This window comes from Stenotrophomonas sp. SRS1 (assembly GCF_026130205.1).
Taxonomy (GTDB): domain Bacteria; phylum Pseudomonadota; class Gammaproteobacteria; order Xanthomonadales; family Xanthomonadaceae; genus Stenotrophomonas; species Stenotrophomonas rhizophila_B.
Window position 1 is genome coordinate 146,916 of the sequence record NZ_JAINFD010000001.1, and the last position, 12,499, is coordinate 159,414.

At 68.5% G+C, this 12,499-nt stretch carries 14 protein-coding genes; 13 read left to right on the forward strand and 1 reads right to left on the reverse strand.

Features of this window, described 5'->3' with window-relative positions; all coding sequences use genetic code 11:
* Positions 1 to 2: 2 nt before the first annotated feature.
* Together K4043_RS00660 and thrC are read left to right on the forward strand one after the other, a co-directional pair.
* Positions 3 to 920, forward strand: a complete 918-nt coding sequence (locus K4043_RS00660) for a homoserine kinase (RefSeq protein WP_265307829.1) — start codon at positions 3 to 5, stop codon at positions 918 to 920.
* Positions 921 to 951: 31 nt separating this feature from the next.
* On the forward strand, positions 952 to 2,244 hold the full coding sequence (thrC, locus tag K4043_RS00665) for a threonine synthase (RefSeq protein ID WP_265307830.1): 1,293 nt from the start codon (positions 952 to 954) through the stop codon (positions 2,242 to 2,244).
* 7 nt (positions 2,245 to 2,251) lie between these two features.
* Here thrC and K4043_RS00670 read toward each other — a convergent pair whose 3' ends face one another.
* Positions 2,252 to 3,013 carry a helix-turn-helix domain-containing protein gene (locus K4043_RS00670; RefSeq protein ID WP_019183011.1) on the reverse strand — a complete coding sequence of 254 codons (762 nt, stop codon included), beginning with the start codon at positions 3,011 to 3,013 and terminating at the stop codon, positions 2,252 to 2,254.
* Between the two features lie 141 nt (positions 3,014 to 3,154).
* On the opposite strand from K4043_RS00670, the gene hisS reads away from it, so the two are divergent.
* The 11 genes from hisS (at position 3,155) to hisIE (ending at position 12,429) form a co-directional block, all read left to right on the forward strand.
* The gene (gene hisS / locus K4043_RS00675; protein WP_259261018.1) at positions 3,155 to 4,552 is read left to right on the forward strand and encodes a histidine--tRNA ligase; all 1,398 of its coding nucleotides are present in this window, start codon (positions 3,155 to 3,157) and stop codon (positions 4,550 to 4,552) included.
* 23 nt (positions 4,553 to 4,575) lie between these two features.
* The gene (locus K4043_RS00680) at positions 4,576 to 4,842 is read left to right on the forward strand and encodes a hypothetical protein (protein WP_265307831.1); all 267 of its coding nucleotides are present in this window, start codon (positions 4,576 to 4,578) and stop codon (positions 4,840 to 4,842) included.
* Positions 4,843 to 5,010: 168 nt separating this feature from the next.
* Positions 5,011 to 5,331 carry a YerC/YecD family TrpR-related protein gene (locus K4043_RS00685; RefSeq protein ID WP_259261016.1) on the forward strand — a complete coding sequence of 107 codons (321 nt, stop codon included), beginning with the start codon at positions 5,011 to 5,013 and terminating at the stop codon, positions 5,329 to 5,331.
* Between the two features lie 11 nt (positions 5,332 to 5,342).
* Positions 5,343 to 6,254, forward strand: coding sequence for an ATP phosphoribosyltransferase (hisG, locus tag K4043_RS00690; protein WP_121036643.1), 912 nt, complete (start codon positions 5,343 to 5,345; stop codon positions 6,252 to 6,254).
* Positions 6,251 to 7,546 (forward strand): histidinol dehydrogenase, encoded by a 1,296-nt coding sequence (gene hisD / locus K4043_RS00695; protein WP_265307832.1) that lies wholly within the window; start codon positions 6,251 to 6,253, stop codon positions 7,544 to 7,546. The genes hisG and hisD overlap by 4 nt, the downstream gene beginning before the upstream one ends.
* On the forward strand, positions 7,543 to 8,631 hold the full coding sequence (hisC, locus tag K4043_RS00700) for a histidinol-phosphate transaminase (protein ID WP_265307833.1): 1,089 nt from the start codon (positions 7,543 to 7,545) through the stop codon (positions 8,629 to 8,631). The genes hisD and hisC overlap by 4 nt, the downstream gene beginning before the upstream one ends.
* The gene (gene hisB, locus K4043_RS00705; RefSeq protein WP_123729115.1) at positions 8,628 to 9,701 is read left to right on the forward strand and encodes a bifunctional histidinol-phosphatase/imidazoleglycerol-phosphate dehydratase HisB; all 1,074 of its coding nucleotides are present in this window, start codon (positions 8,628 to 8,630) and stop codon (positions 9,699 to 9,701) included. The genes hisC and hisB overlap by 4 nt, the downstream gene beginning before the upstream one ends.
* The gene (gene hisH / locus K4043_RS00710) at positions 9,698 to 10,300 is read left to right on the forward strand and encodes an imidazole glycerol phosphate synthase subunit HisH (protein ID WP_265307834.1); all 603 of its coding nucleotides are present in this window, start codon (positions 9,698 to 9,700) and stop codon (positions 10,298 to 10,300) included. The genes hisB and hisH overlap by 4 nt, the downstream gene beginning before the upstream one ends.
* Entirely contained in the window at positions 10,297 to 11,031 is a 735-nt protein-coding gene (hisA, locus tag K4043_RS00715) for a 1-(5-phosphoribosyl)-5-[(5-phosphoribosylamino)methylideneamino]imidazole-4-carboxamide isomerase (RefSeq protein ID WP_265307835.1), read from the forward strand. Before hisH ends, hisA begins: the two co-directional genes overlap by 4 nt.
* A complete protein-coding gene (hisF, locus tag K4043_RS00720) occupies positions 11,025 to 11,801 on the forward strand; it encodes an imidazole glycerol phosphate synthase subunit HisF (RefSeq protein WP_152150670.1) in 777 nt (258 codons plus the stop codon). The genes hisA and hisF overlap by 7 nt, the downstream gene beginning before the upstream one ends.
* A 1-nt stretch (position 11,802) precedes the next feature.
* Positions 11,803 to 12,429: a bifunctional phosphoribosyl-AMP cyclohydrolase/phosphoribosyl-ATP diphosphatase HisIE gene (gene hisIE / locus K4043_RS00725; RefSeq protein ID WP_265308513.1), complete on the forward strand. Its 627-nt coding sequence runs from the start codon at positions 11,803 to 11,805 to the stop codon at positions 12,427 to 12,429.
* Positions 12,430 to 12,499 lie beyond the last annotated feature (70 nt).

Here is a 12,499-nt window from a genome sequence, read left to right on the forward strand (position 1 = left end):
GCATGACGGAAGCACGCGCGTTTGCGCCGGCCTCGGTCGGCAACGTGGGGGTCGGGTTCGACATCCTGGGCCACGCCATCGAGGGCGTTGGCGATACCGTGACGGTGCGGCGCATTGAAGCGCGCGTGGTGCAGATCCGCGCGATCCGCGGCACCACGGTGGACCTGCCGTTGGTGGCCGAGGACAACACCGCCGGCGCGGCGTTGATCGCGCTGCATACCGCGCTGGATCTGCCGTTCGGCTTCGAGGTGGAGATCGACAAGGGCATCGCGCTGGGCTCGGGCATGGGCGGCTCGGCCGCGTCGTGCGTGGCGGCGCTGGTCGCGGCCAATGCGCTGTTGCCGCAGCCGTTGTCGCGCGAGGCGCTGTATCCGTTCGCGTTGACCGGCGAGGCGGTGGCCAGCGGTGGCCGCCATGGCGACAACCTCGGGCCGATGCTGCTGGGTGGCTTGGTACTGAGTACCGCGGACCGGCTGGTGCCGGTGCCGGTCCCCGCGGCCTGGCACAGCTTGCTGGTCCATCCCGAGGCGGTATTGGAGACCCGCCGCGCGCGCGCCGCGCTGCAGGGGCATTACGCCTTGGGCGAGTTCGTCGCGCAGAGCGCGAATCTGGCGCTGGTGCTCAGTGGCTGCTACACCGCTGATGCCGCGTTGGTCCGTGCCGGGCTGCGTGATGTGCTGGTCGAGCCGCGCCGTGCGGGTCTGATCACCGGGTTTGCGGCCGCGCGCGACGCGGCGCTCGCGGCCGGTGCGATGGGCGCCAGTATTTCCGGCGCAGGGCCAAGCGTGTTTGCCTGGTTCGAGCAGCGTGATGCCGCCCTTGCCGCGCAGGCAGCCGTGCAACAGGCATTTGCCGAGGCCGGCTTTGACAGCCAGGGCTGGGTGTCGCCCTTGAATGCGCCCGCCGCGCGCTTGCTGTGACGCGTCCACTCTTTCTACTTTGGGATGTCCGATGAAGTTCGTTTCCACGCGTCACGCTGCACCCGCCGTTTCACTGAGCCAGGCGCTCGCCGCTGGCCTTGCCCCGGATGGTGGTCTGTATGTCCCCGAACATCGCCCGCGCCTGCAGCACTGGTCGGCGCAGGCGTCCTTTGCGCAGACGGCTGCAGCCGTGTTGGCACCGTATTTCCATGACGATGCCCTGGAGAAGGCGCTGCCCGACGTGTGCGAGCAGGCCTTCAACTTCGATGCGCCACTGCGCCCCGTGGCGACCGCCGATGACCATGTGCTGGAGCTGTTCCATGGGCCGACGGCTGCGTTCAAGGACTTCGGTGCGCGCTTCCTCGCGGCGTGTCTTGCTCGTCTGCAGGAAGGCCGGGAGCGTCCGCTGACGATCGTGGTCGCCACCTCCGGCGATACCGGGGCGGCCGTCGCTGCGGCCTTCCACCGGCAGCCGGGAATCCGGGTGGTGGTGCTGTACCCGGACGGCCGGGTTTCGCCACGTCAGGCGCATCAGCTGGGGTGCTTCGGCGACAACATCCACACGCTGCGCGTCGCCGGGTCGTTCGACGATTGCCAGGCGATGGTGAAGCAGGCGCTGGGCGATCGCGAGCTGCAGGACGCGGTGCCGCTGAGCTCGGCCAACAGCATCAGCCTGGGGCGCTGGCTGCCGCAGATGAGCTACTACGCACACGCCGCGCTGGTCCATCAGGCACAGACCGGGCACGTGCTCAACCTGGTGATCCCGACCGGCAACCTCGGCAATGCGATGGCGGCGATCCTGGCCCGTACGATGGGCCTGCCGTTGGGGCAGATCGCGCTGGCAACCAACGCCAACGATGTATTGCCGCGCTACTTCCACGGCGAGGCCTACAAGGCACAGACCAGCGTCGCCACCATCGCCAATGCGATGGATGTAGGGGCGCCGAGCAACTTCGAGCGGCTGCGCTGGCTCTACAACGACGACGACGCGGCACTGCGGGGCGCGTTCACTGCCGAAGCGGTGGATGACGCGGCCATCCGCGAACTCATCAAGCGGCGCCATGATCTGCATGGCGAGGTGTTCTGTCCGCATACGGCGACGGCGGTGGCGCGCCTGGAGCACCTGCGGGCCGCGGGTGCGCAGGGTCACTGGGCAGTCGCGGCGACGGCGCACCCGGCCAAGTTCGAGTCGGTGGTGGAACCGCTGATCGGGCAGGCGCTGGACGTACCGCCGGCCTTGGCCGCGCTGCTGGAGCGGCCGGCGCAGGCCGAAGCCTGCGCACCGGCGTATGGGGCGCTGCATGAGGTGCTGTTGCGCGGGTGAGGCGGGGTCAGTACGACTCGTCGGCCGAGAGCTTCTGCAGGCCGGCTTCGTCCAGGATCTCGACGGTGTTCAGATGGGGCAGGGCGATCAGGCCCTGCTGGCGCAGCTTGGTGAAGGTGCGGCTGACAGTCTCCATGGTCAGGCCGAGATGGTCGGCGATGTCGCCACGACCCATCGGCAGGGTCACGCGCAGCCCCGGCTCACCGAGCAGCGCTTCGCGCGCGGCCAGGCGCAGCAGGAAATCGGCGACCTTCTCGGCCGGCTGCAGCCGGCCCAGCGCCATCGCGGCATCCTGCGCGGCATCCAGCTCCTGGCAGGCGCGCTGCAGCAGCTTGCGCTCCAGATGCGGGAAGCGCGAGCGCAGGTCCTTCATCTGCGGCAGGGCCACGCGGCAGACCCGGCTGTCGGCGATGGCCTCGATGTCGTAGCGGTGATGATCGCTGCCGCTCAAGCCCAGGAAGTCGCCAGGCAGCACGAACCCGCTGATCTGGCGGCGGCCATCGGCCAGCGTGCGGACCAGGCGCAGCGCACCGGCGGTAATCGTATAGACATGTTGGCGCGGCTCACCGGCACGGGCCAGGGTGGACCCCAGCGGCAGTGCCTGGGACACGGTGACGCGTTCCAGCGCCTGCACTTCATCCGGCGAGAGCGCCGAGCAGACCGCCAGATGCCGTACCGAGCAATGCAGGCAGTCGCGCAGCGGCGAGCAACCGGGGGCGGCGGGGTCTTCAACAGCGGAAAGCGCGGTACCGGAGTGGGGCCGGGTCATGTCAGGTCAGCAAGCGGGACCTGCCTATGATACGTCATGCCGCCATTGGCCCGGTCCCGATGCCCGGATGCGGCTCGTTGCGCTGGCTGCGGCTAGAATATGCCGCTCGCTCATCCCCCCGTTTCCGCAGGAGTCCCGCAAGTGATCAAGCCCCGTACGCCGCCCGGCATCATGGAACTGCTGCCGCGTGAGCAGATCGCGTTCCAGCGCATGCTGGACGTCATCCGCCGCAACTACGAGCGGTTCGGGTTCCTGCCGGTGGAAACCCCGGTGTTCGAGCTGTCCGATGTGCTGCTGACCAAATCCGGTGGCGAGACCGAGCGCCAGGTGTATTTCGTGCAGTCGACCGGCGCGCTGGCCAATGCCGCCGAAGCCGAAGAAAAAGCGCTGCCCGAGCTGGCACTGCGCTTCGATCTGACCGTGCCGCTGGCGCGCTACGTCGCCGAGCACGAGCACGACCTGACCTTCCCGTTCCGCCGTTACCAGATGCAGCGCGTGTACCGCGGTGAGCGCGCCCAGCGGGGCCGTTTCCGCGAGTTCTACCAGTGCGACATCGATGTGATCGGCAAGGACGCGCTGAGCACCCGCTATGACGCCGAAGTGCTGGCGGTCATCCACGCGGTGTTCGCGGAGCTGCGCATCGGTGATTTCTCGGTGCAGCTCAACAACCGCAAGCTGATGCGCGGGTTCTTCGAAAGCCTGGGCGTGGCCGATGGCGAGCGCCAGCTGGCCGTGCTGCGCGAAGTGGACAAGCTGGACAAGCGCGGCGCCGATTACGTGCGCGAGACGCTGGTGGGCGAGGGCTTTGCGATTCCGGCCGAGCAGGTCGAGCGCATCCTGGCCTTCGTGGCCGTGCGTTCGAGCAGCCATGCCGACGCGCTGGCGCAGCTGGACGCGCTGTTGGTCGACGGCGCCGCCAGCGAGACGCTCAAGCAAGGCGTGGCCGAACTGCGCGAAGTGCTGCAGCTGGTCAAGGCGCTGGGCGTGCCGGAAACCGCGTACTGCCTGAACTTCTCGATCGCACGCGGCCTGGATTACTACACCGGCACCGTCTACGAGACCACGCTGACCGACCACCCGCAGATCGGCTCGATCTGCTCGGGTGGCCGTTACGAAGACCTGGCCAGCCACTACAGCAAGTCCAAGCTGCCGGGCGTGGGCATCTCCATCGGCTTGACCCGCCTGTTCTGGCAGCTGCGCGAAGCGGGCCTGATCGCCGGTATCGAGGACAGCAGCGTGCATGCGCTGGTGGCCCTGATGGATGACAACGGCCTGCCCGAGTCGCTGGATATCGCCCGTCGCCTGCGCGTGGGCGGCATCAACGCCGAAGTGCAGATGGAGCCGAAGAAGATCGGCAAGCAGTTCCAGTACGCGGCCAAGGCCGGCATCCGTTTCGTCGTGCTGGCCGGTGAAGATGAGCTGGCGCGTGGCGTGGTGGCGGTCAAGGATCTGCTGCGCGAGCAGCAGTTCGAGGTTGCCCGCGACGAGCTGGCCAGCGCGCTGCAGGTCGAGCTGGAGCAGGCCAAGGCGATGGCATGAAGCGGCCTGGGGCAGGGGCGCTGATGGTGCTCCTGCTCGCGGCCTGCCAGAGTGATCCGGCGCTGCGCAGCCAGCGGATCGGCCCGGGGCACTACCAGCTCTCGGTCGATCGCTGCCATGTGATCGATCGGGAACAGCTTGAGCACGACCTGCGCGAGCTGGCCGGGAACCAGTGTCCCGGCGGCGCCGGACCTCTGGAGGCCGTTGAGTCACTCGCCAGTCGCCAGGGCAGCCTGCTCGGCGAATGCCTTCGCAGTGGCGCACTGCGTGCCGAGGTCCGCTGCCGGTAGGTGCCGACCGTGGGTTGGCACGCCTCCTTGTGGATACGCATCACAACGCCCGCCAATGCGGGCGTTGCGCGTTTCCAGACCCTGAACCGGCCCAGTCCGCCTGCGGCGGCGGTTTGACCGTATGCCTTCATTTGCGCTAATGTAATAGCACGCTATTACATTGATACGATGAAACTACGTCCCGTCCCCCGCGAGAAAGACGCCCAGGCCGATCTGGCCTCGCTGGCGCGTGCCTTTGCTGCCCTGTCCGATCCGGTCGCGGTGACCGCGTTCCTGCGCGACCTGTGCACCCCCGCCGAGCTGGAAGCGCTGTCCGACCGCTGGAAGGTGGTGCCGCTGCTGCAGCAAAGCGTTCCGTATCGCGAGATCCATGAGTTGACCGGGGTCAGCGTGACCACCACCGGGCGCGTGGCGCGCTCGCTGGACCACGGCCACGGCGGTTACGCCGCCGCCATCGCCGCCACGCCGACCTCCCCCGAATCCGAGTAGAGACCTCCCCCATGAGTGCAACCCAGACCGCCCCGGCACGTGACCGGCTGCGTATCGCCATCCAGAAGAACGGGCGGCTGGCCGAGCCCGCCCGCAGCCTGTTGACCGCCTGCGGGCTGAGCTGGCGGCAGAGCCGCGACAAGCTGTTCTGCTACGGCGAATCGCTGCCGGTGGATCTGCTGCTGGTCCGCGACGACGATATCCCCGGCCTGATCGCCGATGGCGTGTGCGACTTCGGTATCGTCGGCCGCAACGAGCTCGACGAGCAGGGCGCCGCCCGCCGCCGGATCGGCCTGCCGGATGCCTACCAGGCGCTGCGCGGGCTCAACTTCGGCCAGTGCCGGCTGATGCTGGCGGTGCCGGAGGAGTGGGAGTGGACGGGCGTGGAGCAACTGGCCGGCAAGCGCATCGCCACCAGCTACCCCGCGATCCTGGCCGATTGGCTGGCCGAGCGCGGCGTGGATGCCCAGGTGGTCGAGCTGTCCGGCTCGGTCGAAATCGCCCCACGCCTGGGCACCGCCGATCTGATCTGCGATCTGGTCTCCAGCGGCGCCACCCTGGCTGCCAACCAGCTCAAGCCGGTCGAAACCCTGCTGGAAAGCGAAGCGGTGCTGGCCGGCCCGGTCCGCACCCCCGATGACGCCCGCGCCGGGCTGATGGCCATGCTGCTGCGTCGTCTTGATGGCGTGGTGAAGGTGCAGGACAGCAAGCTGCTGATGTTCCGCGCCGCGCTGGACCGCGTCTCCGAGTTGACCCGCCTGCTGCCCGATGCCGATCCGCTGGTGCAGCTGCCCGATGATGGCGGCCACCTGCGTTTGCAGACCATGTGCCACGGTGCGTTGACCTGGCAGCGGTTGGAGGACCTGGAGCGCGCGGGCGCGCAGGGATTGATGGTGCTGAGTGTGGAGCGGTCGCTGGCATGAATCGTTTGACGTGGTCCCAGTTGGATGCCGGCGCCCAGGCGCAGGCGCTGCAGCGCCCGGTCCAGGCCGTGGCGGCGCGCACCCGTGAGTCCGTTGCCGCGTTGATCGCGGCGGTGCGCGAAGGCGGCGATGCCGTACTGCGCGAGATCACCCTGCGCTTCGACGGGGTGGCACCGGAGACCTTCGAGGTCAGCGAGGCGGAGTTTGCCGCCGCCGAGCAGGCCGTCTCCGCCGAACTGCGTCAGGCGATGATCGATGCGGCCGCGCGCATCCGTACCTTCCACCAGGCCGGCATGAGCCAAGGCTATGCGGTCGAGACCGCGCCCGGCGTGCGTTGCGAGCGCGTGGTGCGCCCGATCGGTCGGGTGGGTCTGTATGTGCCGGCTGGCAGCGCGCCGTTGCCGTCCACCGCGTTGATGCTGGGCGTGCCCGCACAGCTGGCCGGCTGTCGTGAAGTCGTGTTGTGCACGCCGCCGCGCAAGGACGGCAGTGCCGATCCTGCGGTGCTGGTGGCCGCGCGCCTGACCGGCGTGCACCGCGTGTTCAAGCTGGGCGGCGCGCAGGCGATCGCTGCGATGGCGTATGGCACCGACAGCGTTCCCGCCTGCGAAAAGCTGTACGGCCCGGGCAATAGTTACGTGACCGAAGCCAAGCAGCAGGTCGCCCAGGACGGCGCTGCGGCGATCGACATGCCGGCCGGGCCGTCCGAAGTGCTGGTGATTGCCGATGCCGGCGCCAATCCCGCGTTCGTGGCCGCCGATCTACTCTCGCAGGCCGAGCACGGTCCGGACTCGCAGGTGCTGCTGCTGACCGACGATGCGGGAATGGTGGATCAGGTTGAAGCGGCCGTGGAGGCGCAGTTGGCACAGCTGTCGCGTGCGCAGATCGCCGCGCAGGCGCTGGCATCCTCGCGGCTGATCCTGGTTGATTCGCTGGACGACGCCTTCGCGATCAGCAACCGGTATGCCCCGGAGCACTTGATCCTGGCGCTGCGCGAGCCGCGGGCCTGGTTGGACAAGGTGGAAGCGGCCGGTTCGGTGTTCCTCGGCGACTACACCCCCGAAGCGCTCGGCGATTACTGCAGTGGCACCAACCATGTGTTGCCCACTGCCGGTGCCGCGCGTGCCTACAGCGGCGTCAGCGTCGCCAGCTTCCAGAACCTGATCAGCGTGCAGTCGGCCACCGCCGCCGGCATCGCGGCGATCGGCGAGTGTGCCCGTGTGCTGGCCCGCGCTGAAGGCCTGGATGCCCACGAGAACGCGGTGACCCTGCGCATGGAGGCGGCCGCATGAGCACTGGCTCCCTCCTGTCCCTGGTCCGTGCCGACCTGCAGGCGTTTGCCGGCTATTCCTCAGCGCGCAGCAGTGTGCTGGTCGGGGATGTCTGGCTCAACGCGAATGAATCGGCGTGGGCCAATCCGGCCGACGTCGCTGGCGGCGCGCGGCGCTATCCCGACCCGCAGCCGGCAGCATTGCGCGATCGGCTGGCCGAGCTGTACGGCTGCTGTGCCGAACAATTGTTGATCGGCCGTGGCAGTGACGAGGCCATCGATCTGCTGGTGCGCGCGCTGTGCGAGCCGGGCCGCGATGCAGTGGTGACCACGCCGCCGGTGTTCGGCATGTATGCCGTCTGCGCCCGCCTGCAGAACGCGCCGCTGATCGAGGTGCCCCTGGTCGATCAGGGCGATGCGCTGGTCGCCGATACCGATGCGGTGATCGCCGCTGCGCTGGGCGGTAACGCCAAGCTGGTGTTCCTGTGCTCACCGTCCAATCCCGCCGGCAGTGTGATCCCGATGGCTGAGATCGAGCGTGTGGCCGCGGCGTTGCAGGGCAGGGCGCTGGTGGTGGTGGATGAGGCCTACGGGGAGTACGCCGAGCAGCCGTCCGCGACCACGCTGTTGAGCCGTTACGAGAACATCGCGGTGCTGCGCACGCTGTCCAAGGCGCATGCGCTGGCAGCCGCGCGCATTGGCAGCCTGATCGCCGATGCTGCGCTGATCCAGCTGCTGCGCCGCTGCCAGGCGCCGTATCCGGTACCCGCGCCCTGTGCCGAGCTGGCGTTGGCCGGTCTCGGCGCCGAGAGCCTGGCCATCACCATCCAGCGCATCGCGCAGATCAAGGTTGAACGTACCCGCCTGCAGTCCGGCCTGGCCGCGCTGCCCGGTGTGGTGCGTGTCTATCCCTCGCAGGGCAACTACCTGCTGGCCCGCTTTGCCGACCCACAGGGCGCGTTCGATGCGCTGCTCGCCGCCGGTGTGGTGGTGCGTGACCAGCGTGCCGCGCCGCAGCTGGGCGATGCACTGCGCATCACTATCGGCAGCCCGGAACAGAACGACCGTGTACTCGCCGCCCTGATGGCCCGGAGGGCTGCCGCATGACCCCGATTCTGTTCGTCGACCGCGACGGCACCCTGATCGAAGAGCCCGCCGATTTCCAGATCGACGCGTACGAGAAGCTGCGCTTCGTGCGCGATGTGATCCCGGCGATGCTCAAGCTGCGCGACGCGGGTTATCAGTTCGTGATCGTCAGCAACCAGGATGGCCTGGGCAGCGAAGGCTATCCGCAGGCGAGCTTCGATGGCCCCAACGACCTGATGCTGCAGATCTTCGCCAGCCAGGGCATCACCTTCCGTGACGTGCTGATCGACGGCACCTGGCCGCAGGACAACGCACCGACCCGCAAGCCGGGTATCGGCCTGATGCTGCCCTACCTGCAGGACCGCAGCATCGACTGGTCGCGCTCGGCGATGGTGGGTGACCGCCTGACCGATATCCAGTTCGCCGAGAACATGAAGATCCGTGGCTTCCAGCTGCGCACCGAGCAGTTTGGCGGCGACTGGGACTGGACCTCGATCGCGCATGAGCTGGCCGATGCGCCGCGCCGGGCCACCGTGCAGCGCAATACCAAGGAAACGAAGATCCGGGTCGAGGTCGATCTGGATCGCACCGCCGAGCCGCAGACCCACACCGGGCTGCCGTTCTTCGATCACATGCTGGAGCAGATCGGCAAGCACGGCGGCTTCGCGCTCAGCGTGCAGGCCGAGGGCGACCTGCACATCGACGAGCACCACACCATTGAAGATACCGGTCTGGCGCTGGGCCAGGCCCTGCGTGAGGCGCTCGGCGACAAGCGCGGCATCGGTCGCTACGGCTTCACCCTGCCGATGGATGAAACCCTGGCCAGTGCCGCGCTGGATTTCAGCGGCCGCCCGTACTTCGTCTTCGAAGGCGAGTTCAAGCGCGAGCGGGTGGGCGACATGCCGACCGAGCTGGTGCCGCACTTCTTCCGCTCCCTGTGCGATGCGGCCGGGTTGAACCTGCACCTGAGCGTGCGCGGCGACAACGACCACCACAAGGTCGAGGCCTGCTTCAAAGCGCTGGCGCGCGCGCTGCGCCAGGCCTTGCCGCGGCAGGGCACTGCGCTGCCGAGCACCAAGGGGGCACTGTGACCGAGGTTGCGCTGATCGATGCGGGTGGCGCCAACCTCGGCTCGGTCCGCTATGCGCTGGAACGTCTGGGCGTGCAGGTGCGGCTGGTGCGCGATGCGCAGGGCCTCGAAGGTGTCTCGCGGGTGATCCTGCCCGGCGTTGGTGCGGCCCCGCACGGCATGGCGCGTCTGCATGCGCAGGGTCTGGTGCAGCCGCTGCGCGAGCTGCAGGTGCCGCTGCTTGGTATCTGCCTGGGCATGCAGCTGCTGTTCGATGGCTCCGAGGAAGGCCACGTCGAATGCCTGGGCCTGTTGCCCGGGGTCGTGCGCCACCTGCGTCCTGCCACCGGCATCCGTGTGCCGCACATGGGCTGGAACCGGCTGTTGCCCCTGCGCGAGTCAGCGCTGCTGGCCGGCGTGCCGGCGCGGGCCAGCGCGTATTTCGTCCACAGCTACGCCGCGCCCCTGGGCGAAGACACTGTCGCGGCCTGCGATCACGGCGGGCTGTTCGCGGCCGTCGTGCAGCGCGGCCGGCACAGTGGCGCCCAGTTCCACCCGGAGCGCTCGGCCGATACCGGCGCGCGCATCCTGCGCAATTTCGTCGAGAACGAACCGACATGAGTTTCATCGTCTATCCCGCCCTGGATATCCGCGAAGGCCGCGTGGTGCGGCTGCTGCAGGGTGACTACGCGCAGCAGACCACCTACGGCGATGACCCGCTGCCGCGCGCGCAGGCGTTTGCTGCGGCGGGCGCGAGCTGGATGCATCTGGTGGATCTGGATGCGGCCCGCGCAGGTGGTTACACGCTGGCACCGCTGCTGTCCTCGATCGCATCGCAGACCGGCCTGAAGGTGCAGACCGGCGGCGGTGTGCGCTCGCGCGATGACGTCGCGCGCATCCTCGATGCCGGTGCCACCCGCGTGGTGGTCGGCTCGGTATCGGTCCGTGAGCCCGACACCGTGATCGGCTGGCTGCGCGAGTTCGGTCCGGAACGGCTGACCATCGCGCTGGACGCGCGCCAGGCCGAGGATGGCCGCTGGCTGTTGCCGGTGCATGGCTGGACCGAGACCGCCCAGGACACCCTGGACGTGTTGGCCCAGCGCTACGCCGAGGCGGGCATGCAGCACCTGCTGTGCACGGATATCGCGCGCGACGGCATGCTGTCCGGGCCGAACATCGATCTCTACCAGCATCTGGCCGCGCTGCTTCCCGGCGTGGCGGTACAGGCCTCTGGCGGCGTGCGTGATGCCGACGATGTCGCCCAGGCCAAGGCGGTCGGCTGCGGCGGGGCGATCCTCGGCAAGGCATTGCTGGAAGGGCGCATGACCCTGGAAGGAGCGCTGGCATGTTGAGCCGCCGCCTGATTCCGTGCCTGGATGTGCGCGATGGTCGCGTGGTCAAGGGCGTGCGCTTCCGCGATCACGTGGACATGGGCGATATCGCCGAACTGGCGATGCGCTACCGCGACCAGGGTGCGGATGAACTCGTGTTCTACGACATCGGCGCCAGCCCGGAAGGGCGCGCGGTGGACGTGGCCTGGATCGAGCGCATCGCGCGCTTGATCGACATTCCGTTCTGCGTGGCCGGCGGGATCAGCGATGTGGAGACCGCGCGGCGCGTGCTGCATGCCGGTGCCGACAAAATCTCGATCAACTCGCCGGCTCTCGGTCGGCCCGAACTGATCGAAGAACTGGCCGATGCCTTCGGCGTCCAGTGCGTGGTGGTCGGTATCGATTCGGTGCGCGAGGCGGACGGCGAATGGCGCGTGCGCCGCTTCAGCGGCGATCCGGACAAGACCCAGGCGGTGGCGGTCCGTACCTTGGACTGGGTGGTGGAGGCACAGCGTCGGGGTGCCGGTGAGATCGTGCTCAACTGCATGGACAGCGATGGCGTGCGCCGCGGCTATGATGTGGCCCAGCTGCGCCAGGCCCGTGCGCTGTGCCAGGTGCCCCTGATCGCCTCCGGCGGCGCTGGCGAGATGCAGCACTTCGCCGATGTGTTCGACCAGGCCGATGTTGACGGCGCACTGGCCGCCAGCGTGTTCCACAGTGGCGCCATTGCCATTCCCGCGCTCAAGCAGTTCCTGCGCGAGCAGCAGATCGAGGTTCGAGATGTCTATTGAGGTGGATTCCATTGACGTGCAGCCGTCGCGCGAGGCGCTGGCGCAGCTGGACTGGAGCAAGGGCGATGGACTGTTGCCGGTGGTGGTGCAGGACACCGACACGTTGCGCGTGCTGATGCTCGGCTATGCCAACGCGGCCTCGCTGGAGCAGACGCTGGCCACGGGCCACATGACCTTCTTCAGCCGCAGCAAGCAGCGGCTGTGGACCAAGGGCGAATCCTCCGGCAACGTGCTGGCGGTGACCGCCGTGCGGGTTGACTGCGACAACGACACGCTGCTGGTGAGTGCGCGCCCGGCCGGGCCGACCTGCCACACCGGCAGCGAGAGCTGCTTCCCGCTGGCACCGGGGAACTTCCTGGGCCGGCTGGATACCGTGGTGCGCGAGCGCGAGCAGCAGCGCCCGGCCGGCAGCTACACCACGTCGCTGTTCGACGGCGACATCCGCCGCATCGCGCAGAAAGTGGGCGAGGAGGGTGTGGAGACCGCGCTGGCAGGGGTGGTACAGGATGACCAGGCGCTGCTGGGCGAGTCGGCCGATCTGCTGTTCCATCTGACCGTGCTGCTGCGTGCGCGTGGGCTGTCGCTGGATGATGCGGTCGCGGTGCTGGCGGCGCGCCACGCGGGGTAAGCGCGGGCCGCACATCGTTTAACGTCGGTGAAACGCGGTGCAGGCGATGATGTGCGGCTCTACACTTCCC

Coding starts and splice junctions, on each gene's coding strand:
- K4043_RS00660 (WP_265307829.1), top strand. CDS start 3: ATGACGGAAGCACGCGCGTTTGCGCCGGCCTCGGTCGGCAACGTGGGG.
- thrC (WP_265307830.1), top strand. CDS start 952: ATGAAGTTCGTTTCCACGCGTCACGCTGCACCCGCCGTTTCACTGAGC.
- K4043_RS00670 (WP_019183011.1), bottom strand. CDS start 3,013: ATGACCCGGCCCCACTCCGGTACCGCGCTTTCCGCTGTTGAAGACCCC.
- K4043_RS00680 (WP_265307831.1), top strand. CDS start 4,576: ATGGTGCTCCTGCTCGCGGCCTGCCAGAGTGATCCGGCGCTGCGCAGC.
- K4043_RS00685 (WP_259261016.1), top strand. CDS start 5,011: ATGAAACTACGTCCCGTCCCCCGCGAGAAAGACGCCCAGGCCGATCTG.
- hisG (WP_121036643.1), top strand. CDS start 5,343: ATGAGTGCAACCCAGACCGCCCCGGCACGTGACCGGCTGCGTATCGCC.
- hisD (WP_265307832.1), top strand. CDS start 6,251: ATGAATCGTTTGACGTGGTCCCAGTTGGATGCCGGCGCCCAGGCGCAG.
- hisC (WP_265307833.1), top strand. CDS start 7,543: ATGAGCACTGGCTCCCTCCTGTCCCTGGTCCGTGCCGACCTGCAGGCG.
- hisB (WP_123729115.1), top strand. CDS start 8,628: ATGACCCCGATTCTGTTCGTCGACCGCGACGGCACCCTGATCGAAGAG.
- hisA (WP_265307835.1), top strand. CDS start 10,297: ATGAGTTTCATCGTCTATCCCGCCCTGGATATCCGCGAAGGCCGCGTG.
- hisF (WP_152150670.1), top strand. CDS start 11,025: ATGTTGAGCCGCCGCCTGATTCCGTGCCTGGATGTGCGCGATGGTCGC.